Here is a 25407-nt window from a genome sequence, read left to right as displayed (position 1 = left end):
CGGCTACGCATCGTCGCCTTGGTGAGCCGTTACCTCACCAACTAGCTAATGCGCCGCGGGCCCATCCTATAGCGACAGCCGAAACCGTCTTTCAGTCTTTCACCATGAAGCAAAAGAGATTATTCGGTATTAGCCCCGGTTTCCCGGAGTTATCCCAAACTATAGGGTAGGTTGCCCACGTGTTACTCACCCGTCCGCCGCTAACGTCAAAGGAGCAAGCTCCTTTTCTGTTCGCTCGACTTGCATGTATTAGGCACGCCGCCAGCGTTCGTCCTGAGCCAGGATCAAACTCTCCATAAAAGAAATTTGATTAGCTCAAATTTTGCTGGCATCATGTTTGATGTCCAAAATTTTTATTTTGTTCACTAGCAAAACTAGCTACTTAAAACTTTATTGATTACGTTTTGCTTGTTCAGTTTTCAAGGTTCATTTACTAGTTACACTAAGTAACTTTTTATAATTTAACATAATGTTAACTCGTTGTCAACTGTTTATGTTAATATTTTTTAAGTTGTTCGTTTATTTCGTAACAACGTGTTTAAATATATCATCATAAATTTAAGTTTGCAAGTGTTTCATTAAAGTAAAACTATTCGCATTATTTAAAACCGAGTTTCTTCTATATAAATGTAAAAATAATACCTTCTTTTATTTTGGATCAACTCAATAAAAAACACCTTTAATTGTTAGCAACTTACTAACAATTAAAGGTGTCTGTTTAACTAACGTACCCAAATGAAGTATGCAAGGAAAACAAAGAATAGACCATACATCATTGGGTGAATTTCTTTTTTACGACCTGCTAATAACATTGTAATTGGGTAGAATACAAAGCCGATTGCAATACCAGTAGCAATTGAATAACCAAGTGGCATCATTAATACTGTAAAGAATGCAGGTACTGCTATTTCGAATTTGTCCCAATCAATTAAGCGTAAGGACGATACCATTAGTACCCCTACGATTACTAAAGCTGGAGCAGTAACTGCTGGTGTTACCACTGCTAGTAATGGTGAGAAGAATAATGCAACTAAGAACAGTACTGCTGTTACGACTGCTGAAAATCCTGAACGAGCGCCTGCAGCAACTCCAGAAGTTGACTCTACGTACGCTGTTGTTGTTGACGTACCAAATAAAGAACCGATAGTTGTTGCTAGTGCATCTGCCATTAAGGCACGTCCTGCACGCGGTAATTTATTATCTTTTACTAAACCTGCTTGTGTCGCTACAGCCATTAAAGTACCAGCTGTATCAAAGAAATCAACAAACAAGAATGTTAACACTACTACTAAAAACTTCACGTTAAATAATGTACCGAAGTCACCAAGTGGTTCTAGTGCTACCATGAATGTAGAATCTACACTTGGAATAGCTGATACAACGGCTGTCGGAGGATCAATGATACCTGTGATCATCCCAATAACTGCAGTAATCACCATCCCTAAGAAAATACCGATACTGCGCAATTTAATAATAAGAATAACTGAAAGAATAATTCCGAATACCGCTAATAATGTAGCGCCTGTGAAACTTCCTAAAGTGACTAAAGTAGCTGGGCTATCGACAATGATCCCTGCTCCTTGTAAACCAACAAAAGTTATAAATAAACCAATACCTGCAGAAACTGCATATTTAAGTTGTACTGGTATAGCATTAATAACAGTTTCGCGGATACCAGTTAAAGATAAAATAATAAAGATAATCCCTGAGAAGAACACGCCTGTTAAACCAGTTTGCCACGGAATACCGTATGCTCCGACTACAGTAAATGCAAAGAATGCATTTAACCCCATCCCAGGAGCAAGTGAAATCGGAAACTTAGCGAAAATCCCCATAATCAAAGAACCGACTGCTGCTGCTAATGCTGTTGCTACGAAAACAGCACCTTTATCCATCCCTGCATTTTCTAGAATACCTGGGTTAACAGCTAGAATATATGCCATTGCAAGGAAGGTTGTAATACCGCCTATTATTTCGCGGCGATAATTAGTTCCTAATTCATCGAACATGAAATATTTTTTCATTATCAAAAAATCCTCCGTGTGGTCGTCTTCAATATCGAAAACAAAAAAGACACGCTGACTACTCTACTAGTCGCATGTCTACGATATATTTCATCACAATTAGTGTGTGAAACAAATTAGTGTTTATACATTTATGTATAAACCTAAATCGTAGTCAAGTTATTTACGGTAACTTGGTAGAAACTCACGGGCCTTATCCCCGACATTATACGACGACGTATTTAATTTACATTCGTAATATATCATTTCGTTTTTTAGATTTCAACCCTATTTCCGAACATTTTTCTAAAAAGAAATGCGAAAGTTCGTGTAAAATTCTTATTTAATGTTCAGGTTCTATTAAATGTATTACTAAAGAGGCTTTGTACTGAACATTTCAGCAATTAGTTTAAAGAAAAAATCCCCTAGAAATTCTAGAGGATCCTTCTTTTGAACGTATGTTTTAACTCATCACTTTACTTTGCAAGACTTGAATTCTTTTTTCTAATTTTTCTTTCCAATCTTCTGCTAATGCATCTACTGCTTGTATTTGTTTCATAGCGATTGCATCATTGTTTTTGAAGTACACTTCATTGCAATACAAAACAGAGATACGTGCAGGATGCTTTTCTACAAGCTCAATTGTTGAATCTGCACAGATTGTCCCTTCTTCAAGTACACGCGCAAGGAAACCTGTATAGCCTGTTTCAATTAAACGTTTGAGTAATGTGTTTGCCTCGGTATATCTATCAATCGTACTACATGGAATACGTCCCTGTGTAATTTGAATGACAGCATCTCCAATTTTATAAATATCACCAATACAAACATCTGATTCTAACATATTTGTTACGGTTAAATTTTCGCCAAATGCAGCAACGGGTAACGTTTTTCCAAGTTCCTGTTCCCATTGTATGTAATGCTCCGCAGGATATAAACAAACTGCTCGATCAGGGCCACCGTGATGTTTTTTATCTGCCACATCATCCCCTTCAAAGCCTTGAGAGGACAAATAAACTTCTTGCACTCGTTGCTTTTCAATCCCTGTAATCATTGAACGTCCTTTACTATCAACCAATTCTTTTGGCATCCCAACCGTTAATGTATGAATCATTGGTTTATTTTTCTCCATTTAAATCCCCCCTAATCTGAATAGTATAATTTCTTGTGCATTCATTTAGTTTACTACATACAACACTTTACCAGCAATTTTTGCAGTTGAGATACTTCATTAAGCCATAAATTCAGAAGGAAATAAATCAAAAAAAGCCCTAAAAACCTCTCAGGGCTTTTAGGGCTTTTGCTATTATTCCCACTCAATCGTTGCTGGTGGCTTAGATGTAATATCATACAGCACGCGGTTCACGTGTTTTACTTCGTTTACAAGGCGGACGGAGATTTTCTCTAGTACATCCCAAGGAATACGTGCCCAGTCAGAAGTCATACCGTCGATAGATGTAACGGCACGGATACCGATTGCATAGTCATACGTACGAGCATCGCCCATTACACCTACTGAACGGATATCAGGTAATACCGTAAAATATTGCCAAATGTCACGATCAAGGCCAGCTTTTGCGATTTCTTCACGTAGAATGAAATCAGATTCGCGAACGATTTCTAATTTTTCTTCTGTTACTTCACCAAGCACACGGATACCTAATCCAGGACCTGGGAACGGTTGACGCCAAACGATTTTTTCGTCTAGTCCAAGCTCTAAACCTAGTGCACGTACTTCATCTTTAAATAAAGTTTTCAGTGGCTCAATTAGTTGGAATTGCATATCTTCAGGAAGACCACCAACATTATGGTGTGATTTGATTGTTTGTGCAGTTGAAGTACCAGATTCAATAATATCTGTGTAAAGAGTTCCTTGTGCTAAGAAATCCATACCTTCAAGCTTAGATGCCTCTTCATCAAACACATAAATGAATTCATTACCGATAATTTTACGTTTTTTCTCTGGATCAGAAACCCCAGCAAGTTTGTCCATGAATCGTTTACGTGCATCAATTTTAATAAGATTCATGTCAAAGTCTTCTGTGAATGTTTTCATTACTTGTTCAACTTCGCCTTTACGGTTTAAGTTGTGGTCTACGAACATACAAGTTAATTGATCGCCTATTGCTTTATGGATTAACACCGCTACCACTGATGAGTCTACACCACCAGAAAGTGCACATAATACTTTTTTATCGCCAACGATTTCACGAATTTTTGCAATTTCAAGCTCAATGAAGTTTGCCATTGACCAATCGCCTTTCGCTTCACAGATGTCGAATACGAATTGACGTAATAGATCATTACCATATACAGAGTGACGTACTTCTGGATGGAATTGTACAGCATATAGTTTACGTTCAACGTTTGCCATTGCAGCAATCGGACAAGATGCACTAGTTGCGATGACTTCAAATCCAGCTGGAACTTCTGTTACATGGTCACCATGGCTCATCCAAACGATTTGTTCTGTAGGTAATTCACCAAATAATTTGTTTGGTGTTGTTACTTGAATTTCGGCTTTACCATACTCGCGTGTTTCAGCACCTTCAACTTTACCGCCGTTTGTATGGGCCATTAATTGCATACCATAGCAAATACCTAAAATCGGTAAACCTAATTCGAAGATAGCTGGATCCACATGAAAGGCATTTTCATCATAAACAGAGTTTGGACCACCTGAGAAAATAATACCTGTTGCGTTCATATCTTTAATTTCTTCTGCAGTTACCGTATGTGGATGTAATTCACTGAAAACACCAAATTCACGAATACGACGTGTAATTAATTGGTTAAATTGGCTACCGAAGTCTAGTACAACGATTTTTTCTTGCTCTTTTAATAAAGGGCTAGCTGTCAAAATTTCCACCTCTTCTATTATTTTTAAAGGATTTTTCATGTGTTCAAAGAAAAACGCGAAGAAAGTAAAAAAACTTTCTACGCGTTCATAAGCTCTAGAATATTGATAAAGGCGAATGCGTAGCAAAGTAAAGTGATTTACTATACTTTTCACCTAACGAAAACATCCGCCTTCATAGAGAAATCATTTAAGGTGATTTCGTAGAAACATCCGAACCCTATTATCGAACTTATATGAAAGCAATCCTTGCATTTAATTTTTTTCATTTTACTCTTTGTCTACGTTAAAATCAACTGATAGTGCGATTGATTAAATATTCCCAACTTTCTTTCAGCTTCACAAAATCAACATCTTCTTTGTCTTTCCCATAAATATGTTGCTCGTAAACTACCGTCAGCTTTTGCATTTCATCTGTTTCTAATGCTGAATCTACACGCTCTGCGAATGCACTTAACGTTTCTCCATCTTTTCTCCGCAAACCAATACGGGATAATTGCTTCAGTAAAACATGGTAGGAAGAATCGAAATTTGACCAATCCGCTACTTTTTTACGGTATGCTCGAACATGCATCTTAGGAATCCACGTTTTACGCTGTAAGAATAAAGAAATACCTGTGATTATTAATAATACAACAATTATCACCCAAACATAGGCAAACTTTTTCATCCATAACCACATTGCATCAAAGCTAAATGTTGATTTTGTCTGTTCCTTCTCGGTTACCTGTTCTTGTGGTTGTGGCTGCTCGGGTTTTCGTTCTGGCTGCGCCACTTCCTCCTCATCAGACGTATCTAACGGAATATCATAATCGATGTTAACATTCCCAGAAAAGCCGATTGTAGGCTCAAACTCCATCCATCCCGTTCCAGGTATAAAAGCTTCTACCCATGAGTGCGCATTGTCATTCGTGATGCGATATTCGCGTAATCCATCTGACATAGGTCCTGCAGTCCCAGGTGCAAAGCCTTTCACCCATCTAGCTGGGATTCCTACTGAGCGTAAAAGTACCACCATTGAAGTGGAGAAATTATCACAATACCCAACTTTTGTATCGAACAAAAATTGATCGACATAATCCTGATTTTCACCAGGAATGGCAGCTTGCGTTTTATCGTACTTAAAACCATTTGTTCTAAAATAACTTTCTACAGCCTTAATTTGTTCATAAACCGTATCTTTCTTTTGCGTTATTTCAGACGCTAAGTCCCTTACACGCTGAGGAAGTTGGTTAGGTAACTGCAAAAATCGATCAAAGGAAGAATCCATTGTTTCAAGTGTTGCTGGATATGACAATTGGAGCTGCTCCATACTATAAACAGGCTCACTATAAGACAATGAATAGTTTGATAATGATTTCGATTCCCCTACCTGTTGTTCTATATTCATTCTTTCAGTCTGCTCATCTTGAATAAATAAAGTGGAATCTTGAGCCGAAACAGAAAGCATACCATATGTTTGAATTAAAAATGGCATTGGAACAGCAATATCTAATTGAATCTGACGTTCACTTTCGGGCGGCCCTACTTGTAAAGAAGTCAGAATGGGTGTATTTGACTCATAAACATTTTTCCCAAAGTTCCCCTCTGAAACAATCCAACCTTTTGACGTATACGTATCTTTTGTTTCAATACGCCAATAATGACGATCACGGGAAGAGGCAGTGAATATTAAAGTATTATCTCCTTGGAACGGACCACCTAACTGACTATCATCCTGGCTATAACCGACTGATTTTTGACCATTTCCATTTCCGTCTTGTCCAGTAACCCCTTGGATAAACGGCACCGGATCTGCCCATGTTGGCCCAGTCTTTGGTAAAAAGTATGCTACAGAACTAACGAGTAATACAGATACTAGCATGGGAATAACAATTTTCCATTTTTCCATTACCGTACTTGTAGTTTCTACTTGAAGCCATAGGCGCTTGACAAAAAGAACACCTGTCATGATTAATCCTAAAACAACAACTTTTACAATTGCCGCTTTACCGTCATAGTCACTAAATGTATCCAAAGTAGCAATAAAGAATACGGTCATGGCAAAGAAGTAGAATATATTTTTTCGCACCGAAACCCAATGGTGAATTAAATAGACCAGCATCCAAATCAATACAAGAAATAACACTGTTCTGAAAACATCTGAAACCTGTCCAAAGTCACCTGTTAGAATCGTGGCCATGTTCCCTCTCCATTCAGCCAATAAAAAAGGCAATGTATCACCAGATAATACAGGACTAGGGCTATAGATAAAAACGACAAACCAGGTAATATAACCAAACTTCACTAATCCTGATAATAAAGGATGTACGCGGAAAAGACTTAGCGCTAAAGACATACCGATAAACACTAAGAAAAGATGCATCCCACCTGTATTCGTTAATTGCATAATGGGAATAAGCCATTCACGCAAAATGAAAAATACAATAACATAAGCTATGGCTAATTCTAAAAATTCTCCTAATGATTGCTTCACGGTCTTATCACCTCCGTGAATAAATGATAGAAATCTGCTGGATTTACATAAATAACTTGTATATGTTTATACCGCATCGCAAGCTCAGATTGCACTGGTGGCTGCTTTGCCACTACAAAACAAATACAGCTTTTCACTATATTCGCAAGAGTATGTAGGAATTCATCTGAAACATCACTTGTCACATAAAGCAGTGTTGCAACTTGTTTAAAGGCTTGTTGGTCATGAAATCGAAACTTGACATTCTCTGTAGGTTTTATCGCAGCTAAATGATACATGACTTGATCTAAATGCTTGTCACCCTGTATAGCTGGGAATACTTTCGTCATTGCTCCAGCAGAAATAAATGATAAATCTCCTCGTTCCTGAACGATCATTTGTAGCATTGAAGCTACTAACTCCACTTTTTCTTCAAACATCGAGGATTTTGTAGCGTCTAGCACTAACATTAGTTCAGATGATTGTCGATCCTCAAATTCCTTAGACTGTAACTTTTGTGTACGTGCAAATGATTTCCAATGAATCCATGAAAAACGATCTCCTGGAACGTACTCTCTTAATCCAACAGCCATCGATGTGTCCTTCACAATAGAGTATGGTGACATCATCGGGCCAACATCATATTTTGTTTGAAGCGCAGCATATTTCATCTCTTGTATTCTTGGGTAAACTAAAATAGTTTGGTCCTTTTCTGCTACGACAACCTTTTTAGCCCAGCCAAAAAAATCATAGAAAACAATTGTAACACCTAGGTAGCGATGTTCACCACGTGGCATATTTTCCAATTCATATTGCCAGCTAAAGGTCTTTTTGAATCCAACGAACTTAATGGCATTCGCATTTTGTATTTTAGCTTGCACTAATCCCTCACTATCCACAAGTTCCTCCATTACGATATAGGCAAATGGAAAACGTGTTTTACGTTCTATCGTAATAAGCACCTTCGCTGATTGACCTCGTTCTATATGAATCGGGTCAATCTTGCGTTCGATTAGTAAAATATCTTCTCTAACGACAAAGAAAATGAATGCATATACTAAAAATGGGCTAACCGTAAAAAATACAAACCAGCTCACAAACCCACCTTGGAACATTGCATAACAAAATGTTACGATCATCAAGAAAGCGATTAATAGGAAATGTTTGCTTTTTTCTACAAAAGCTTTCCATTGCCTCATTGTTCTGCAAACCTCTTTGTCGGAACTGGTGTTTTAGCAATGATCCGCTGGATAATTTCGTCTGCTGTCACGTTATCATAGCGTGCATCTGGTTTTAAAACTAAACGATGGTTAAAAACAAATGGCACTAAATATTGAACATCATCAGGGGTAACATAGCTTCGTCCTTTTAAAAATGCGTAAGCTTGAGAAGCTTTCATTAGCGCTATTGTGGCACGTGGACTCACACCTAAATAGACATAATTATTTTCTCTTGTTAGGGTAGCAAGCTCCACCATATAATTTTTAACAGAATCTTCTACATACACACCTTGAACAAGTTCCTGTAATTCGATTAATTGCGCTACCGATAATACTGCTTCGATTTTTTCAATGGCTTTACCATTCTCAGCTCTTCGTAAAATTTCAACCTCTTGCCCCCTAGATGGATAGCCCATTTTTATCTTTAAGAGAAATCGATCTAGTTGTGCTTCAGGTAAAGGATAGGTACCTTCATGTTCAATCGGGTTTTGTGTAGCCATCACAAAAAATGGCTGATTGATCATCAGCGTTTTCCCATCAATTGTAACAGAAGCCTCTTCCATCCCCTCTAACAACGCTGATTGAGTTTTCGGTGACGTTCGGTTAATTTCATCGGCTAATACAACATCCCCCATGATTGGCCCTGGACGAAATTCAAACTCCATTGTTTTGGGATTATAAATAGAAATACCGACTACATCTGATGGCAATAGATCTGGTGTAAATTGAATACGCTTAAATTGTGCATCAAACGATTTTGCAAGTGCTCGCACCATCATTGTCTTTCCTACTCCAGGTACATCCTCCAATAAAACGTGTCCCCTTGCTAATAATGCGACAATACTGAGCTCAGCAACTTCTCTTTTACCAATCATTACTTTTTCTATATTTTCTAAAACATTCTGTATTTGAGCATTCATTAATCGAAAAGCCTCCCATTCCATCAAGCAATTGTGTGAATTGCAAGCAAACTTAATCTAAGCATAGCGAAATCTGTCTTGTAAAACAATTATCTGAAACTTCTACTTCCTACGAACATTCATAAAAAAGGCTTGTTTGATAACATCCAAACAAGCCTAATCCTTATTATATAACGTCATTAACCATTAGAATGTTACAAATTCAATCTTTTTAACCATATTTCTTCTAAAGATGTAGAATTTTCTTGCAAGAAAATTTCAGATATCGCCCCAGAAATGATAATTTCACCTTCATGTAAAACTAATACATCATCTGCTATTTCTTCAGCAAAAGATAGCAAATGAGTAGAGAAGATAACGGTATTGCCTTTTTTCTTCTCCTCCAGCATCATGTTTTTCAACTGTGCTATCCAAAAGGGATCTAGACCATTCGTTGGCTCATCTAAAATTAACAATGACCCGCTACCAAGTAAGCTCTGGGCTAGGTTTAGCCGTTGGAGCATCCCTTTGGAAAAGTGTTTAGCTCTTTGCTTCCGAACATCCCACAAGGAAACACGCTTCAGTACATTCTCTTGCTCATATTTATCTACTTGTTTTAAAGATGCCAACAGCTCTAATATTTCAGCTGCAGTTAGCATAGTTGGAAAGTTTACATCATCAGGCATAAAACGGATTGTTTGTGGTTGATGCCATATTATTTCACCAGATTGCTGTTTCTCTTGACCCGTTAACAAACGAATCAAAGTACTCTTCCCAGCCCCGTTTCCTCCAACCAATGCAAGAATTCGACCAGCTTGCAGCTGAAAGGAGGCTTCTTTTAATCCTCTATCATTTTCATAAACCTTAGCTACATTTTTTCCCTCTAACAGAATCATCGCCGCTCCCCCTCCTTTAACAGCTTCGTAGCAAGCATTAACGGTAGTACAATCCAGAGTATTGTTATTATTCCATACACCACCTGACCAAGCGGTGATAAGTAAAACCTCGTTACATCATAAAAGGCTGGACCAAGCACACTAGCTTGATTACTAAATATAAAATAGCCGAAGCGCAGCCATTCTACTGGATTAATATGTATCGTTATGATGATGAGCTTTTGTAAAAGATGTCCTGAAACAACTGCACCTATCGCCATTAAAGCATAAGAAATGAGCAATAAAAGAAAGGACCATACTACAAGTGATAATGCAAGTGCAAATAATCTTGTTTTTGCAAATACCCCTAGCAAGATTCCTAAAGACACAAAGATAATAATACATAATAGCGTAAGAATAACTAAAACAATTGGTAACCGTACCCCACCTAGTAACCCACCTACGGTTAATACAAAACTAAATGCCACTACTATTACTAATAAAAACGCAAGTACCGTAGCTACATATTTGCCTGTAATATATTGCTTCCGCTTCATAGGGTATGTTTTTAATAACGATAACCAACCTGATTCTATATCACCAGCTATACTCATACTACCAATGGTGAGGATAAATAGCGGCAGCAGAAATAATAACACACTTAAAAATGATGCAGTTTGACGTGTAAAGCCTTCAATATCTGGTAAAGCCATTTGTTGAATGACGACTATGGCAACGAAAACAAACGTAAACAGAAAGGCTACTAGTTGCATCCATCGACTTCTTAAAATCTGCTTCAGCTCTATTTTTACAAACATCACTCATGAATCCCCCAATTCAATGTCAGCAAATCACGATAGGCAAATAGTTGACCTTCTTCTTCATCATTCATCCATTCTTTGGCTTCGTCTTTTGTAGCAAATGCAATAACACCATAGTTCATCGGCGTCCAATAATTTTTGTTGTACACATAAATCGCTTTATAAACGTCAATCCATTCATTCGTTGCTTTATTTTTAATATAGGCTGCTCCCACTTCACCATCGCCATTTAGCTCAATGTAATCCATTAAGCATCCAATATCATCAAAAATCTCATAGTCTCCATTTTTCAAAACAATTTGCCCTGCGTATTCATTATGAACAATACTCATATTACAAACTTCACAAACATCTGTTTCACTATTAATTTCACGTGGAAGGTATGTTTTTTCACCACAGCCTACTAAAATAACGCCACATATAATTACTATCATTATCCATCTAGTCACACTCGTATCCCCCTTTTCCAAAGCCATAAACTTCCCATAAACACGATAAAACCAATCACTAATTGTAAGATATTTAATGAAAACTCTATCTCTTTCATATTGCTCAGTAATTTTGGTTCATTATCTACCAGTAGATTTCGTTCTGTTTTATTAATCTGTTGATCTAGTGACGTCAGGATAACAACGCTTGGTGATGCCACAAAAAATTGATAAACCGGCTGTCTCACCATCCATTGTCCAAAACTTGACACAGCCACATATGGAACATCTCCAAAACCATCACCTGTAACATCTAGCCCTGTATAATCATCATAAAAATTATGAATTAAACGTAATCCCCGATTGTCTGACCTTGCTGTTAATATATTGCCTGTAAACTGATTATCCATAATGATCGAACGCTCATCGACTTTTGTACCTTCTAATGCAGTTTGATTCATCTGAAAGCGATTTTCTTGTATTTGAATCACTGAACTCTTCTGCAACGCTACCCCTACACGATTATGTAGAAAGCTATTTTCTCTTACCATTGCCTCCTGTGTGTCATACATCATAAGTCCATAACTATTGAAGCCATTATGAGCACTAATTGTATTACTACTTATTTCTAAATTAGTAGTCATCATCACCATAAGACCTGTAACATTCTGTAAATATGTATTGAACAACACCTTCACATTACTTGAATACATAAAATGTGTTCCATAACGGCTATTTGTTACCTTGTTTCGCTGTACATCTATTCGCGTCCCTTCTTCAACATATATACCATCCTGGACTTGTTCGATCGTATTTTGATCGATCACGACATCTTCACTTTTAAAAACCGCAATTCCATTTCCTTTTTCAGCAAAGTGAGATTCATTTCCAATGATCCTATTTTCTAAAATTCGAATATGCCTTGATTGTTGAAGATGTATACCAACTCGGATATCTTTTAGTTCAATAGCTCTTAGCTCTAAATTATCCGCCTCATTAGCAACAATTCCTTTATTTTTTGCTGTTATCCTTATATTTTCTATGGAAACATTCGATACATGTTCAATTTTTAATACAGGTTCATCATTTTGAGCATAAAGCTCAGTCCCTTTTTGTCCGTACAGTTTGATCGGTTTCTTCACCGTGAAATTCCCTTGGTAACGACCAGCAGGAATATGAATACTATCTCCAGCTTTTGCTTGATCGATAGCATATTGAATATCAAATTCTGCATACGCCGTTTGACTTGTCATGAGAAAAAATAAAAAGAACAACATGATTTGCTTCATTACTTTCCACCTCCTCATTCAGCAAGAAAAGACTAGAGGATTTCCCCTAGTCTATAATTTAATGACCGTGCCCTTCTTGATTCATCTCATTCGAATGCATAGAACCGGATGCATCTTTTTCATCCTCAGCCTTTTTTTGCATCATTTTCTTACGTCTCTCCAATGCATCATCTTTAATTTTTTGTAGTTCCTCCACATAAGCTTTCGAATTTTCTTGCATATATTTATCTGCTTCAGCCTTGTCCACGAAATAAATATAGCCCCAGTTCATCGGAGATTTCAGCTCTGTTTTTATAATTGTTACATCTTCAATCTTTGCCCAATCTTTCGACACAAAATCACGTACAAATTTTTCGTTTTTTTCTTCATTAGCAACCTCTGCATTTAATAAACAGCCAATATCGTCATAAAAAGCAATTGTTCCATCTTCTTTTATTGCCTGTGCTGAAAATACACCCATCTCATGGTCTTTCATATAAACTTTCATATTACACATTTCACAAGTTGTCTCTTCTTCGGGCTCTTGTAACCGTGTATCTATTAATGAAGCAACTTGCACGGTTTCTGATTCATTTTTCGTAACTTCTTGCTCAATTTCCGTTTCTTCTACCTGTTTCTTTTCGCTACCACAAGCTGCAAGTACAAATAATAATATTAGTGCAGGTAACCATAATTTTTTCACAACTTTATCCTCCAAGTTTAGTTTTTTGTTGCCATCTCCTACACTACAGATTAGTTGTGAAATTAGTTAAAAATCGCTGTGAAGAAATGGAAAAATTACCTTGAACATTCCATGAACATCTTCACTTCAAATATTTTGAATTTAGTACTTTCATTTACTTCCCCTCAAAAATAAAAACTCTCCACACTGATGTGGAGAGTTTGGCTTATATGGAAGAACGGTAACTATTGAGACGCTTCTTTTGTTTGTTTAAACGACTGAGCTTTAATGCCGTCTCATTTAATTCACGGCGAATTTCCAAATCACTAGCGCTATCTATATGGATAGGTGTAATCGGTTGCTGCTGTTGTGAATTAACAGAAATAGTTGTTGAATTGTACGTCTTCTCTTTATTTTTTTGTAATCTATTACGAAATTGCTTTTGTGGATTTTGCCCAAAGTTATGGCTGAGATCACCAGCATGTAAATACTGTTGTTCCTGCCGAAAAACACTACTTGTCGTTGCACTCACTCTAGAAGTCCTCATAAAAAGTTACCCTCCCCTACATTTTATTATCCTTATAGGTAATTATATCGACATTATATGCTGACAATTAACAACATAGAACCATAATACATAAAAAAAGAGCGAAAAGAGCTATTTTTAAAAGTGAAACCACTTTCTTTATAACCCTTTTCGCTCATCTTACTTCCAAAAATCATCAAATATTGTAATTGGCATATGACGTTTATGTTGGGAACGCAAATAATACCCTTCTAATCTTTGGCGAGGTTCTTCTGGAATTTCTTTCCCCTCTAAATAATCATCTATTTGATCATACGACACACCTAGCGCCACTTCGTCTGGCAATGAGGGACGATCTTCTTCTAAGTCTGCTGTAGGCACCTTTTTATAAAGATGCTCAGGGCATTGAAGTTCTGCTAACAATTGCTTTCCTTGTCGTTTATTTAAACGGAAGATTGGCATTAAGTCTGCTCCACCATCACCAAACTTTGTATAGAAGCCTGTAATAGCTTCCGCAGCATGATCTGTTCCTAATACAACCGCTCCATTCATTGCAGCAATTGAATATTGGACCTTCATACGCTCACGAGCCTTTTCATTCCCTTTCACAAAGTCATTCAGCTCAACCCCCGCATTTGTTAGAGCTCTCACACTAGCATCCACTGCGTCTTTTATATTTACTGTATAAACCTTCGTTGGCTTTATATAATCAATGGCATCTTGGCAATCCTGTTCATCAGCTTGTACGCCATATGGTAATCGTACAGCGAAAAACGAATACTTCATTTCTCCCTCTTCTGCATTTAATTCATCAATAGCCAACTGCGCTAGTTTTCCTGTTAATGTTGAATCTTGACCACCAGAAATACCAAGAACAAAACCTTTTACAAAACTATAGCGTTTTGCATATTCCTTTAAAAAATCAATTGATTTACGTATTTCCCTCTGTACATCAATGTTAGGCAGTACACGTAATTCCTCAATAATTTGTTGCTGTAAAGTCATTGCACCCGTCACTCCTTTTTACATTCGTTTAACCATCGCATGCACTTCTTCAATATTACGCATCTTATTATCCCAGCATTTTTGACTGAGATCGACCGGATATTCTTCAGGATTCATCGCACGCTTATATTCATCCCACAACAGCTCTAAATTCTCCGCCGCGTAATCACGCATTTCCTCTAATGTAGGGTTTTGATAATTGATCGCTCCATTTTTAATAACATGCTGATGTAAATTTTTTGCTTCAAAATTTGTGACAAACTTTGAGACAAACGTATGAATCGGATGGAACATTTTGATACGTTCCTCAGCTTGAGGATTTTCATCGTGCATTGTGATGTAGTCTCCTTCTGCCTTTCCATTCTTTTTATCGATAATACGATAGACATTTTTCAAGCCTGGCGTTGATACCTTTTCCGCATTAGCTGAGATTTTTATTGTATCTTCAAGTTGCCCTTCGCTATTCTCGATAGCCACCATTTTATATACTGCACCTAACGCAGGCTGGTCGTAAGCTGTAATAAGCTTTGTACCAATTCCCCAAACATCCACTTTTGCTCCTTGAGCTTTTAAATTTAAGATGGTGTATTCATCTAAATCGTTTGAGACAATGATTTTGGCATCATGGAAGCCTGCAGCATCCAACATACGACGAGCTTCTTTTGATAAGAAAGCAATATCGCCGCTATCTAAGCGTATGCCAATAAAGTTAATTTTGTCTCCTAGCTCTTTAGCTACTTTAATTGCAGTTGGCACCCCTGATTTCAATGTATTATAAGTATCTACCAAAAACACACAATCGCGATGACGTTTTGCATAAGCATGGAATGCATCATAATCATTTTTATAAGCTTGTACTAATGCATGGGCATGTGTACCAGAGACAGGAATTTTAAAAAGTTTACCTGCTCGAACATTACTTGTGGAAGCAAAACCACCGATAAACGCGGCACGCGTTCCCCAAATAGCAGCATCCATCTCTTGTGCACGCCTTGTACCAAATTCCATTGCCACTTCATTTTTAATAATTTGCTTGATACGGCTAGCCTTTGTAGCAATTAATGTTTGATAGTTAACAATATTAAGTAAGGCTGTTTCAATTAGCTGCGCCTCTACTAATGGAGCTTCAATTCGGACGATTGGTTCATTAGCGAAAACCAGTTCCCCTTCTACCATGGAATACATTTCTCCAGTAAATCGGATGTTCTTTAAATACTGGATAAAGTCATCTTTATAACCTACTTCATCACGTAAATACGCAATATCCGATTCACTAAAATGAAAATCACGAAGATAATCAAGCATTCGCTCTAACCCAGCAAATATGGCATAGCCATTACCAAAAGGTAATTTTCTAAAATACAATTCAAAAACCGCTTTTTTATTATGTATGCCATCCGCCCAGTAGGATTCTGCCATATTGATTTGATATAAATCTGTGTGTAGCGCTAAGCTATCATCTGCATAGTTTGATCTCAAAAGAAACCCCTTCTTCCGCTTTGATAATTAGTCCTAGTATACACTATATACCCAAATTCTTGCGTATTACATTCCCTCTTGTAGATGTTAGGTTTTCTAACATAAATAGTCAGAAAATTTAGAACTGTACACATTTTAGACACAAATTTTAGTACCGCTTTCATTCCCTTTATAAAAACCTTTTTTCTAAAATACTTCGAGACTAGAAATATTCTGTGTAAACTAACCTTACATAGAATTCAAAAAAACAATTGCACTGTTTTTAATACCGTTTTAACATGTAAATTAAATTTACGCAAGGAGCTGGTACTCATGAAAAAAATTGAAGCAATCATTCGTCCTGAAGTTTTTGGAGCTGTTCGGGATGGTCTTGCACAGGAAGGAATTGCAGGGTTAAGCGTTTCTGAAATCGCTGGTTGTGGTCGTCAGCTAGGTCGAACAGGACTCTTCCGCGGCAATACGTATGAAATTGAATTTTTACCTAAATTAAAATTAGAAATGATTGTAGACGATGGCAAAGTTGATGCCATTGTAGAGATTTTATTGCGTGAAGCAGCAACCGGTAAAGTTGGGGACGGGAAGATTTTCATTTATCCAGTAGAACAAGCAATTCGTATCCGAACAAAAGAAGTCGGATCGATTGCAGTAGAATAAAGGGGGCGATATAGATGGATGAGGTACTATTATCTGTTAATTTAATTTGGGTGATGCTTGGCACTATTTTAGTATTCTTTATGCATGCAGGTTTTGCTATGGTTGAGGCTGGATTTACACGCTCAAAAAATGCAGTCAATATCATCATGAAGAATTTTCTTACCATTTCTCTTGGTGGGATCGTCTATTTTTTATGTGGCTATGCCATTATGTTCGGAGACTCAGTAGGTGGCATTTTCGGCACAAGTGGCTTTGCTTTAAAAGGAGTAGATGATCTTTCTTTCTTTATCTTCCAAACGATGTTTGCTGCAACTGGAGCAACTATTTTATCGGGGGCTGTTGCAGAACGTACTAATATTTTCGCTTATGTTGGAGTTATTATACTTATGTCTTTAGTTGTTTATCCTGTAGTAGGCCACTGGGTTTGGAGTGGTCAAGGTTGGTTAACAGATTTAGGTTTTGTTGATTTTGCTGGCTCGACAGTTGTCCACTTAACAGGGGCTGTTGCAGCATTTGTCGCAGCAGTTATGGTTGGACCTCGACTAGGCAAATATGAAAATGGTCGAGTAAATGTTATTACAGGACACAGCATTCCATTAGGTGCATTAGGCGTATTTTTACTTTGGTTTGGTTGGTTCGGCTTCAATGGCGCTTCTACATTAGCAGCTGATCCAGAGCTAGTTCCTAGTGTTATTGCTAATACGTTTTTTGCAGCTGCAGCTGGTGTCGTTGCCACTGCTTTCTATACAAAATTTCGATACGGACATATCGATGGCTCTCTTACATTAAATGGTGCATTAGCTGGGCTTGTAGGGATTACTGCTGGTGCAGCGAATGTCAGCATTTTTGGCTCACTTATCATTGGTTTAATTGCTGCCCCTTTACTTGTGGAAGGTGTACGCTTCCTAGAGTGGAAGCTAAAAGTTGATGATCCTGTTGGAGCAATTGCTGTTCATGGTATTTGTGGTATTTGGGGAACACTGGCAGTTGGCCTCTTTGATATTGGTGGGCAAGGCTTATTTTATGGTGGGGGTTTTGGTCTATTAGGTATTCAAGCAATCGGCGTTATTGCAACTATTGCTTGGGTTAGTGTATCTGTAGCTGCAGGTTTATTGATCATCAAAGCATTTGTCCCATTACGAGTAACAGCTGAAGAAGAAATTGCTGGATTAGATGTAATGGAACACGGAACGCCTGCCTACGAATACCAAGATATTTTCAAAAGCTCCGCTGTACGAGGCGAAACCTTCGCTCATCGTTTAACACATTTCGGTAAAACGCAGAACAATGTTCAAGAAGAACAACATGTATAGCTAGTTCATCTGCTCCTTTATCTTTGGATAATGGGGCAGATTTCTTTTGGTGCACTCCTACATGTGAAACTGTTCGTTTACAGAGAAAGAAGGTTACTTTGTTTGAAGTGATCCAATCCATAGAAAAAGCGCTCTTTCCATTATTTCGCAAGAGACTAACATTTACCGCTTCACTCGTTCTATTCCTTCTCTAACTCAAGTAAAAATTGTTTCATAGCTAAGCCGCTTCTGAAGCCTGTTAATTGACCATTTTTGCCAATAACCCGATGACATGGAATAATTGCCAGGATTGGGTTTGCTCCAATAGCAGTCCCCACCGCTCGAACCGCTTTGGGATTACCAATGCGTTGAGCAATATTTCCATAAGTTGTTGTTGTACCATAGGGTAATTCTTTTAATGCATCCCACACTGCTAATTGAAATGCTGTCCCTTTCACATGGATTGGAAGATTAAATTCAATAAGTTCCTTCTTAAAATAGGCTGTTAATTGCTCTTTATATGGGAGCAACTTTTCTGAATTCTCTTCAAAACAATATCCTTTAAATGGTTTTATAGCCCACTCCTTTACTTCATCGAATGCTGCATTTGGTGTACCTATATAAACAAGTCCTTTGTCTGAAGCCACAACATACATATCGCCTTGTGCATATGTTAATGTATCGAAATACAATATTTCCATTCCCAAATCCCCTTCTTTCTTTTATTTCAACACCATCTTCCAGTCATTTCATGCTAAAGTTATTTTACTGACTAAAGTAAAGGAGTTTCAATAGATGAATATGTTATATGAACCTGCCATTCACTTTCAACAAGTTCATTTTTCAGTAAATGACAAAATGATATTAAAGTCAATTACTGGGTCATTTCCGAAAGGGCAAATCACCACTCTCGTTGGCCCCTCTGGCGCTGGTAAAACAACATTACTTAAATTATGTAATGGCCTTCTCTCACCATCAAATGGGCATATACTCGTCGATAATCAACCTATTTCTACATATGATCCAACAGCTTTAAGAAGGCATGTTGGTATTGCTTTACAGGCAGCTCCTATGATAGCAGGTACAGTGTTAGAGAATCTTGCACTTCCCCGTACACTGCAAGGACAAAAACTTTTGCAGCAGGAGGCTATTCAATATTTAGAGGACGTTGGGTTAAACGAAAGCTTCCTGCATCAATCTACAAATGATCTATCAGGCGGACAACGTCAAAAGGTATCCATCGCTCGAACACTTATCAATAAATCCTCTATTTTATTATTAGACGAAATAACGTCTGCCTTGGATCGTCAATCCGTACAGGATATTGAAAAATTGATTGTCACCATTAACAAAAAATACAATGTTACCATTATTTGGATTACCCATAATTTGCAACAAGCGCTAACGATTGGTCACTATACATGGGTTATGATGAATGGGGAGCTCGTTGAAACTGGTAAAAGTTCATTACTCGATGCACCAACAAATCCACGTGTTGCCGAGTTTGTACAGGGGGTAAACAAATGACATATACAGCCTTATCACTGACATTAATTTTTGTTTGTATCCCTTTACTATTATCCAAAATATTAAAATTAGACCTTGAAAAAGATACGCTTATTGCAACATTACGCTCCATCATTCAATTGCTTGCTGTCGGCTATATATTAAAGTTTGTGTTTGATGCAAATAGTTATAGCTATATTTTCCTGATGGTAGCACTAATGATTATCGTAGCCACGTTAAATGCACGAAAAAAAGGAGCAGGTATTAAAGGAATCACCTGGAAGATAGCACTGACTCTTGTCATGATAGAAATAATTACACAAGGTGTTTTGCTAGGCTTTCATATTGTTCCAGCAACCGCTCAGTATATCATTCCCATTAGCGGGATGCTAATTGGTAATTCCATGGTGCTATCCATTTTATTCTTAAATCGTTTTACAGCTGAAATTATTAACCATAAGGATCAAATGGAACTAATACTATCCCTGGGTGGCACACCAAAACAGGCTATTCATCGCCAATTAATTAATGCCATAAAAGCTAGTATGATTCCTACGATTGAGAGTCAAAAAACAATCGGGCTAGTACAGTTACCAGGTATGATGAGTGGTCAAATTATTGGGGGAGCCGACCCTATTCATGCAGTCCAATTTCAACTTTTAATTATCTTTGCTCTCTTAACTACTGCAACATTATCCAGCGTTATGATTGGCTTTTTAAGTTATCCTGCACTATTTAATGAACGTATGCAATTACTCGAAATGAAATAATTGTTAGGCTGAATGTAATATAGTTTAAAAAATTTATGTTATACTAAAAAGAAAATGCAGTTAGGAGAATGACCATGTTATTACGCGATTTTTTCATCCACTTATCTGAGAACCAACTATTAAATAGTGCTGCAAAGAAATATGGCCTAAAATTAGGAGCACAAAGTGTAGTAGCTGGTACAAATATCGAAGAAACAATTGCAAGCATCAAAGAACTAAATGCACATAATATTTCTTGTACAGTAGATAACCTAGGTGAATTTGTTTCAAGTAAAGAAGAAGCGACTGCTGCTAAAGAAAAAATCCTTACTGTGATCGAAGCTATTCACGAAAATGGTGTAGCGGCACATATTTCATTAAAGCCATCTCAATTAGGCTTAGATATTGATGTTGATTTTTGTTATGACAATCTGTATGAGATTGTAGAAAAAGCCGCTTCATACGATATCTTTGTTAACTTTGATATGGAAGACTATGGACGTCTACAAACTTCCTTCGATATGGTGGAAGAATTATCGAAAACATTTAATAATGTTGGTACAGTCATCCAATCATACTTTTACCGTGCAAAAGATGATATTGAAAAATTTAAGGACTACCGTTTACGTATCGTAAAAGGTGCTTATAAAGAGCCAGTTGAAGTAGCCTATCAAGATAAATTAGATATTGATTTAAACTTTATTGAGTTGATTGAATATCACCTACTAAATGGTAAATTTACATCAATCGCAACTCACGATCACAATATTATTGCGCACGTAAAACGCTTTGTAGCTGATCATAATATTCCGCTTGATAAATTTGAATTCCAAATGCTATATGGTTTCCGTACAGATATGCAAAAAGAACTTGCAAAAGAGGGCTATAACTTCTGTGTGTACGTTCCATTCGGTGAAGATTGGTACGGCTATTTCATGCGCCGTTTAGCTGAGCGTCCTCAAAACCTTAATCTTGTCACAAAACAAGTATTTACGAAAAAAACGAATACTGTTCTTGCAGTAGCAGCAGGTGCATTCGTTCTTGGCCGTTTAACTAAACGTAATAAGTAAAAAAAAAGAGAACCTTTTCGCTTATGATGCGAAAAGGTTCTCATTTTATTTATTCCATCCTTTTTCTTTAAAGCGTGCAATGGCCTCAATTCGATTGCCGACGTTTAGTTTTTCTAAAATCGTCGAAATATAGTTACGAACTGTGCCAGCAGACAAAAACAGCTCAGCAGCAATTTCCTTTGTCGTCTTGCCCTCTGCTACAAGTGTCAGAACTTGACTCTCTCGCTCCGTTAAAGGATTTTCACTATCATCTTCATAGACAAAATCAACGAGCTCTGGCGCATAAATGCGTTTACCGTCCATGATTGTACGGATTGCGCTCACTAACTCCTCTATAGGGCTATCCTTTAATAAATAGCCTCTGACACTCGCTTTTCTAGCACGTTCGAAATAACCAGGTCTAGCAAATGTAGTTAAAATAATGACTTTACAACCTGAGCCAGTGCTATGCATTTCTTCTGCTGCATCTAGTCCCGTTTTCACTGGCATTTCAATATCCATAATACAAATATCAGGCTGATGCTCTTCCACAAGCATCAATGCTTCCTCACCATTTTTTGCTAAGCCAACAACCTCCATATCCTCCTCCATACTAAGTAAAGAGCGAAGCGCGCCTAATAGCATCCCCTGATCTTCAGCAATCACAATTCGTATCATGTCACAATCCTCTTTTCTATATATTCTTCAGATTGTCTTTGACATTCTGATGCGTAATAGCTACTGGGATAGTTACCGTTAATGTGGTGCCCTCAACACTTTCAATTTTGAAGGACCCATTAATAAACTCTAAACGTTCCCGCATTCCTTTCAATCCATTACCAGTTCTCCAGGCTTGTTTTTTCGTAATGCCCTGTCCGTTATCTCGCACTACTAAGTAAACTTCTTTAAAATTTTGATGGAAAGCAATTTCACATTTCGTTGCTCCACTATGTTTGACAACATTATTAACCGCCTCTTTTAAGCACATAGATAAAACATTCTCTACAAGTGGTGGAACTTGCAGTGCGTTTTTATCCCCCTCAAAGACAAACTCCATTTCAGCTGCCTTTAGTATTTGTGAAATACGCATGATCTCATCTTCAAATTTTGCCGTGCGCATATCTGAAACTAATTCCCGAACCTCTTTTAAAGCAATACTAGCCGTCTGGCGTATATCCTTAATCTCAATCAAGGCCTGCTGGGGATTTCGTTCAATCAGCCTAGAAGCTAGATCACTCTTCAAACCAATCATGGACAATTTTTGCCCTAATGTATCATGCAAATCTCGAGCTATTCTTTGTCGTTCTTCAAAAACAATTAACTCAGCAATACGTTCATTGGCTGTTTCTAACTGTCCCTCTAAATTTTCACGTTTATTTTTGGAATAAAGCGTTAGCGGTAAAAGGACGACAGCTAAAATTGTTAATACAACGAAAGGCAACTGCGATAAAAATAGGTTGAGCTCTACAAAGAATCCAGCGCCAGTTGAAATAACTGTAAATCCAATATGTAGACCATACATAATATAAAAGCCGACGGGTCTTCGGATATTGCCAATAAAAAATGCTGTAAAAATGGACAAATAGACATAGCCATACAAGATGGTCATAATAATGTTTATGACCATTTCAAAGCTAATCCACATGTAAACTAAACCGCTTTTCGAATTCATGGCAAATCGATAGAAGATAAAATAGAGCATTAAAAATGTAATGCCTATCGAAATTTCGATGTAAGAAGATTTCCTAAAAATGAAGAAAAACGGTAGGAAACAAAAAATTATCCACAAATATACACTGAGCATCGGACTATTCGGAATAATACTATGCCATTTCCTCAACATAATCTCACGCTCTTTCCTACTTTTCCCTTATTATAACAAGAAAATTAAATTTATGCCTGTACATGCTTTGACCCATATTCTTCTCTTTACATAAAACAGCCATCTCTCTTGCAGAGATGGCTGTTATCAACTAAGCGGCAATACTGCCTCTTTCTTTACGTTTTATAATTTCATTTACTTCTTTAAACGTCACAAATTTACCTTGATCTTCATCATATAACTTGTAACGTAGTGATTCTAAACTCGTACGTAAAGTAATCGTTGTTGCCATGTGTAATGGCGGTGTCTCATTGTGTGCCTTTTCAAGATTATAATTAGGTACACGAGGAGCTAAGTGATGAACATGATGGAAACCAATATTCCCTGTTACCCATTGTAAAAGTTTTGGCAATTTATAATAGGAGCTTCCTTCAACTGCAGCTTTCACATAATCCCACTCTGAATCGTGTTCAAAATAAGAATCTTCATACGTGTGCTGGATATAAAATAACCAAATTCCTAAAGAACCTGCAATAAATAAAGTAACGCCTTGCACTAATAAAAACGCTTGCCAGCCCATGAAGAAAATTAAAGCGGCACAAATTCCTACAATGACAATATTCGTTAAAATTGTATTGAGACGTTCCTTCTTCTTCGCATCCTTACGATTAAAACGATTTAAGACAAGAACCATATAAAGTGGGCCTAATCCAAACATCACAAATGGATTACGATAGAAGCGGTACCATAGACGTTGCCCTTTTGAGGCTTGCATATATTCTTCAACTGTCATCATATCAATATCACCGATACCACGCTTGTCTAAGTTTGAGCTTGTTGCATGGTGAATTGTATGTTCACGTTTCCATTTTTCATAAGGGAATGATGTTAGCACCCCAGTAAAAAATCCAACCCAGTCGTTTGCCTTTTTACTTTTGAAAAATGAGCCGTGTGTACAATCATGAAAAATAATAAAAGTTCGTACGACAAAACCTGCTGAAATAGCACTTAAGCCGACTGTTAGCCAAGGTGATACATCCACTAACAAGTAACCAGCCACCCATAATGCAATTAACGGTACAATTGTATTTATAATCTGAAAAACACTTTTACGCGTATCTGATTTGGCAAATGGCGCTACATCTTGGCGTAACTTTTTTGTTTTTTCTTTAATAGTTGCCATCTTTTACTCCCTCGTTTCTTTTTTTCTTATGACCTCATCATAAAACAAGAATACAAGTCAGTAACAGACGCAAACATCACAAAAAGGATATGACATTTGTCATATCCTTTTATGATTTCGGTCCAGTCAAATGAAGTTGATAGAACACAAGGTCTAGCCATTGTTCAAATTTATAGCCTGCATTTTTAATGGTTCCTGCATATTCAAAGCCTAATTTTTCATGTGCTTTAATACTACCAATGTTTTCTCCATCAATACCAGCAACAAGCGTTTTGACACCATTTTCTTCAGCGATCGCTATCAGCTTGTTCATGAGCTTTGTCGCAATCCCTTTTTGATAATGTTCTTTATGCACATAGACAGAGTGCTCCATTGTATATTTATAACCTGGGTAAGGACGGAATTGACTATAGGTAGCAAAGCCAGCGACAAGCCCATTATCCTCAAATACAAGTAAAGGATTATCTAATGCTTGTTGCTCCCTAAACCACTGTACTTTTTCATCTAAAGTTTGTATTTCGTATCGATAGACAGCCTTGCTTGTTAAAATAATATCATTATAGATAACCAAAACCTCGGGAATATCTCTTTCTTCCATGAATCGTATCATTCTGCTCACTTCCCTTAACCAAAT

General features: G+C 37.2%; 24 protein-coding genes, 1 rRNA gene and 2 riboswitches. Of the genes, 5 read left to right on the top strand and 20 right to left on the bottom strand.

The window, feature by feature from the left end; genetic code table 11:
- From VK91_RS18880 to VK91_RS18810, 15 genes are all read right to left on the bottom strand, one after another.
- Nucleotides 1-300 (bottom strand): 16S ribosomal RNA (locus VK91_RS18880); the annotation flags it as partial.
- 422 nt (nucleotides 301-722) lie between these two features.
- Nucleotides 723-2024, bottom strand: coding sequence for an NCS2 family permease (locus VK91_RS18875; protein ID WP_004230532.1), 1302 nt, complete (start codon nucleotides 2022-2024; stop codon nucleotides 723-725).
- A 131-nt stretch (nucleotides 2025-2155) separates the two neighbouring features.
- Nucleotides 2156-2257: riboswitch (purine riboswitch) on the bottom strand.
- A 209-nt stretch (nucleotides 2258-2466) separates the two neighbouring features.
- Nucleotides 2467-3135: an MOSC domain-containing protein gene (locus VK91_RS18870; RefSeq protein WP_048395027.1), complete on the bottom strand. Its 669-nt coding sequence runs from the start codon at nucleotides 3133-3135 to the stop codon at nucleotides 2467-2469.
- Nucleotides 3136-3309: 174 nt separating this feature from the next.
- Complete coding sequence (gene guaA, locus VK91_RS18865; protein WP_036076059.1) at nucleotides 3310-4863, bottom strand: glutamine-hydrolyzing GMP synthase; 1554 nt, start codon at nucleotides 4861-4863, stop codon at nucleotides 3310-3312.
- Nucleotides 4864-5018: 155 nt separating this feature from the next.
- A riboswitch (purine riboswitch) is annotated at nucleotides 5019-5120 on the bottom strand.
- Between the two features lie 32 nt (nucleotides 5121-5152).
- The gene (locus tag VK91_RS18860; protein WP_048395024.1) at nucleotides 5153-7336 is read right to left on the bottom strand and encodes a transglutaminase domain-containing protein; all 2184 of its coding nucleotides are present in this window, start codon (nucleotides 7334-7336) and stop codon (nucleotides 5153-5155) included.
- Complete coding sequence (locus VK91_RS18855) at nucleotides 7333-8514, bottom strand: DUF58 domain-containing protein (RefSeq protein ID WP_048395023.1); 1182 nt, start codon at nucleotides 8512-8514, stop codon at nucleotides 7333-7335. Before VK91_RS18855 ends, VK91_RS18860 begins: the two co-directional genes overlap by 4 nt.
- Nucleotides 8511-9455 (bottom strand): MoxR family ATPase, encoded by a 945-nt coding sequence (locus tag VK91_RS18850; protein WP_048395021.1) that lies wholly within the window; start codon nucleotides 9453-9455, stop codon nucleotides 8511-8513. The genes VK91_RS18855 and VK91_RS18850 overlap by 4 nt, the downstream gene beginning before the upstream one ends.
- 194 nt (nucleotides 9456-9649) lie before the next feature.
- Nucleotides 9650-10330, bottom strand: a complete 681-nt coding sequence (locus VK91_RS18845; RefSeq protein ID WP_053075732.1) for an ABC transporter ATP-binding protein — start codon at nucleotides 10328-10330, stop codon at nucleotides 9650-9652.
- Entirely contained in the window at nucleotides 10327-11127 is an 801-nt protein-coding gene (locus VK91_RS18840; RefSeq protein WP_048395020.1) for an ABC transporter permease, read from the bottom strand. The genes VK91_RS18845 and VK91_RS18840 overlap by 4 nt, the downstream gene beginning before the upstream one ends.
- Complete coding sequence (locus VK91_RS18835) at nucleotides 11127-11579, bottom strand: nitrous oxide reductase accessory protein NosL (RefSeq protein ID WP_231595734.1); 453 nt, start codon at nucleotides 11577-11579, stop codon at nucleotides 11127-11129. The genes VK91_RS18840 and VK91_RS18835 overlap by 1 nt, the downstream gene beginning before the upstream one ends.
- Nucleotides 11576-12847, bottom strand: a complete 1272-nt coding sequence (locus VK91_RS18830) for a nitrous oxide reductase family maturation protein NosD (protein WP_231595733.1) — start codon at nucleotides 12845-12847, stop codon at nucleotides 11576-11578. The genes VK91_RS18835 and VK91_RS18830 overlap by 4 nt, the downstream gene beginning before the upstream one ends.
- A gap of 58 nt (nucleotides 12848-12905) precedes the next feature.
- The gene (locus VK91_RS18825) at nucleotides 12906-13529 is read right to left on the bottom strand and encodes a nitrous oxide reductase accessory protein NosL (protein ID WP_048395007.1); all 624 of its coding nucleotides are present in this window, start codon (nucleotides 13527-13529) and stop codon (nucleotides 12906-12908) included.
- A gap of 205 nt (nucleotides 13530-13734) precedes the next feature.
- Nucleotides 13735-14055, bottom strand: a complete 321-nt coding sequence (locus tag VK91_RS18820) for a hypothetical protein (RefSeq protein ID WP_048395004.1) — start codon at nucleotides 14053-14055, stop codon at nucleotides 13735-13737.
- 159 nt (nucleotides 14056-14214) lie between these two features.
- The gene (gene nadE, locus VK91_RS18815; RefSeq protein ID WP_048395002.1) at nucleotides 14215-15039 is read right to left on the bottom strand and encodes an ammonia-dependent NAD(+) synthetase; all 825 of its coding nucleotides are present in this window, start codon (nucleotides 15037-15039) and stop codon (nucleotides 14215-14217) included.
- An 18-nt stretch (nucleotides 15040-15057) separates the two neighbouring features.
- The gene (locus VK91_RS18810; RefSeq protein ID WP_082148178.1) at nucleotides 15058-16518 is read right to left on the bottom strand and encodes a nicotinate phosphoribosyltransferase; all 1461 of its coding nucleotides are present in this window, start codon (nucleotides 16516-16518) and stop codon (nucleotides 15058-15060) included.
- Nucleotides 16519-16830: 312 nt separating this feature from the next.
- Between VK91_RS18810 and VK91_RS18805 the strand changes: the two genes are divergently transcribed.
- Together VK91_RS18805 and VK91_RS18800 are read left to right on the top strand one after the other, a co-directional pair.
- Entirely contained in the window at nucleotides 16831-17172 is a 342-nt protein-coding gene (locus VK91_RS18805; RefSeq protein WP_016995352.1) for a P-II family nitrogen regulator, read from the top strand.
- A gap of 14 nt (nucleotides 17173-17186) precedes the next feature.
- Entirely contained in the window at nucleotides 17187-18485 is a 1299-nt protein-coding gene (locus VK91_RS18800) for an ammonium transporter (protein ID WP_016995351.1), read from the top strand.
- 179 nt (nucleotides 18486-18664) lie between these two features.
- Here the strand turns inward: VK91_RS18800 and VK91_RS18795 are convergent, their stop codons facing one another.
- Nucleotides 18665-19165: a methylated-DNA--[protein]-cysteine S-methyltransferase gene (locus tag VK91_RS18795; protein ID WP_048395000.1), complete on the bottom strand. Its 501-nt coding sequence runs from the start codon at nucleotides 19163-19165 to the stop codon at nucleotides 18665-18667.
- Nucleotides 19166-19259: 94 nt separating this feature from the next.
- Between VK91_RS18795 and VK91_RS18790 the strand changes: the two genes are divergently transcribed.
- The 3 genes from VK91_RS18790 to VK91_RS18780 all read left to right on the top strand — a co-directional run bounded on the left by VK91_RS18790 (nucleotide 19260) and on the right by VK91_RS18780 (nucleotide 21789).
- Nucleotides 19260-19991 (top strand): ATP-binding cassette domain-containing protein, encoded by a 732-nt coding sequence (locus VK91_RS18790; protein ID WP_048394997.1) that lies wholly within the window; start codon nucleotides 19260-19262, stop codon nucleotides 19989-19991.
- Nucleotides 19988-20740: an iron export ABC transporter permease subunit FetB gene (gene fetB / locus VK91_RS18785; protein WP_048394995.1), complete on the top strand. Its 753-nt coding sequence runs from the start codon at nucleotides 19988-19990 to the stop codon at nucleotides 20738-20740. Before VK91_RS18790 ends, fetB begins: the two co-directional genes overlap by 4 nt.
- Before the next feature lie 74 nt (nucleotides 20741-20814).
- Nucleotides 20815-21789, top strand: a complete 975-nt coding sequence (locus VK91_RS18780; RefSeq protein ID WP_048394992.1) for a proline dehydrogenase family protein — start codon at nucleotides 20815-20817, stop codon at nucleotides 21787-21789.
- 45 nt (nucleotides 21790-21834) lie between these two features.
- Here the strand turns inward: VK91_RS18780 and VK91_RS18775 are convergent, their stop codons facing one another.
- From VK91_RS18775 to VK91_RS18760, 4 genes are all read right to left on the bottom strand, one after another.
- Nucleotides 21835-22446: a response regulator transcription factor gene (locus VK91_RS18775; protein ID WP_048394990.1), complete on the bottom strand. Its 612-nt coding sequence runs from the start codon at nucleotides 22444-22446 to the stop codon at nucleotides 21835-21837.
- 16 nt (nucleotides 22447-22462) lie between these two features.
- Nucleotides 22463-23470 (bottom strand): sensor histidine kinase, encoded by a 1008-nt coding sequence (locus VK91_RS18770; protein WP_175400777.1) that lies wholly within the window; start codon nucleotides 23468-23470, stop codon nucleotides 22463-22465.
- Nucleotides 23471-23741: 271 nt separating this feature from the next.
- The gene (locus tag VK91_RS18765; RefSeq protein WP_048394986.1) at nucleotides 23742-24773 is read right to left on the bottom strand and encodes a fatty acid desaturase; all 1032 of its coding nucleotides are present in this window, start codon (nucleotides 24771-24773) and stop codon (nucleotides 23742-23744) included.
- Between the two features lie 109 nt (nucleotides 24774-24882).
- Nucleotides 24883-25383 carry a GNAT family N-acetyltransferase gene (locus VK91_RS18760; protein WP_048394984.1) on the bottom strand — a complete coding sequence of 167 codons (501 nt, stop codon included), beginning with the start codon at nucleotides 25381-25383 and terminating at the stop codon, nucleotides 24883-24885.
- Between the last annotated feature and the right edge of the window lie 24 nt (nucleotides 25384-25407).

Source organism: Lysinibacillus sp. LK3, assembly GCF_001043675.1.
GTDB classification, from domain to species: domain Bacteria; phylum Bacillota; class Bacilli; order Bacillales_A; family Planococcaceae; genus Lysinibacillus; species Lysinibacillus capsici.
Note: the sequence above shows the minus strand (reverse complement) of the source record. Positions and strands in the feature narration are given on the sequence as shown.

What these genes read in the sequence shown, in the direction of transcription:
- VK91_RS18800 (WP_016995351.1), top strand. Translation starts at nt 17,187, where the DNA reads ATGGATGAGGTACTATTATCTGTTAATTTAATTTGGGTGATGCTTGGC.
- VK91_RS18760 (WP_048394984.1), bottom strand. Translation starts at nt 25,383, where the DNA reads ATGATACGATTCATGGAAGAAAGAGATATTCCCGAGGTTTTGGTTATC.
- VK91_RS18775 (WP_048394990.1), bottom strand. Translation starts at nt 22,446, where the DNA reads ATGATACGAATTGTGATTGCTGAAGATCAGGGGATGCTATTAGGCGCG.
- fetB (WP_048394995.1), top strand. Translation starts at nt 19,988, where the DNA reads ATGACATATACAGCCTTATCACTGACATTAATTTTTGTTTGTATCCCT.
- VK91_RS18850 (WP_048395021.1), bottom strand. Translation starts at nt 9,455, where the DNA reads ATGAATGCTCAAATACAGAATGTTTTAGAAAATATAGAAAAAGTAATG.
- VK91_RS18795 (WP_048395000.1), bottom strand. Translation starts at nt 19,165, where the DNA reads ATGGAAATATTGTATTTCGATACATTAACATATGCACAAGGCGATATG.
- VK91_RS18875 (WP_004230532.1), bottom strand. Translation starts at nt 2,024, where the DNA reads ATGAAAAAATATTTCATGTTCGATGAATTAGGAACTAATTATCGCCGC.
- VK91_RS18765 (WP_048394986.1), bottom strand. Translation starts at nt 24,773, where the DNA reads ATGGCAACTATTAAAGAAAAAACAAAAAAGTTACGCCAAGATGTAGCG.
- nadE (WP_048395002.1), bottom strand. Translation starts at nt 15,039, where the DNA reads ATGACTTTACAGCAACAAATTATTGAGGAATTACGTGTACTGCCTAAC.
- VK91_RS18770 (WP_175400777.1), bottom strand. Translation starts at nt 23,470, where the DNA reads ATGCTCTATTTTATCTTCTATCGATTTGCCATGAATTCGAAAAGCGGT.
- VK91_RS18845 (WP_053075732.1), bottom strand. Translation starts at nt 10,330, where the DNA reads ATGATTCTGTTAGAGGGAAAAAATGTAGCTAAGGTTTATGAAAATGAT.
- VK91_RS18840 (WP_048395020.1), bottom strand. Translation starts at nt 11,127, where the DNA reads ATGTTTGTAAAAATAGAGCTGAAGCAGATTTTAAGAAGTCGATGGATG.
- VK91_RS18805 (WP_016995352.1), top strand. Translation starts at nt 16,831, where the DNA reads ATGAAAAAAATTGAAGCAATCATTCGTCCTGAAGTTTTTGGAGCTGTT.
- VK91_RS18780 (WP_048394992.1), top strand. Translation starts at nt 20,815, where the DNA reads ATGTTATTACGCGATTTTTTCATCCACTTATCTGAGAACCAACTATTA.
- VK91_RS18870 (WP_048395027.1), bottom strand. Translation starts at nt 3,135, where the DNA reads ATGGAGAAAAATAAACCAATGATTCATACATTAACGGTTGGGATGCCA.
- VK91_RS18855 (WP_048395023.1), bottom strand. Translation starts at nt 8,514, where the DNA reads ATGAGGCAATGGAAAGCTTTTGTAGAAAAAAGCAAACATTTCCTATTA.
- VK91_RS18820 (WP_048395004.1), bottom strand. Translation starts at nt 14,055, where the DNA reads ATGAGGACTTCTAGAGTGAGTGCAACGACAAGTAGTGTTTTTCGGCAG.
- VK91_RS18790 (WP_048394997.1), top strand. Translation starts at nt 19,260, where the DNA reads ATGAATATGTTATATGAACCTGCCATTCACTTTCAACAAGTTCATTTT.
- VK91_RS18830 (WP_231595733.1), bottom strand. Translation starts at nt 12,847, where the DNA reads ATGAAGCAAATCATGTTGTTCTTTTTATTTTTTCTCATGACAAGTCAA.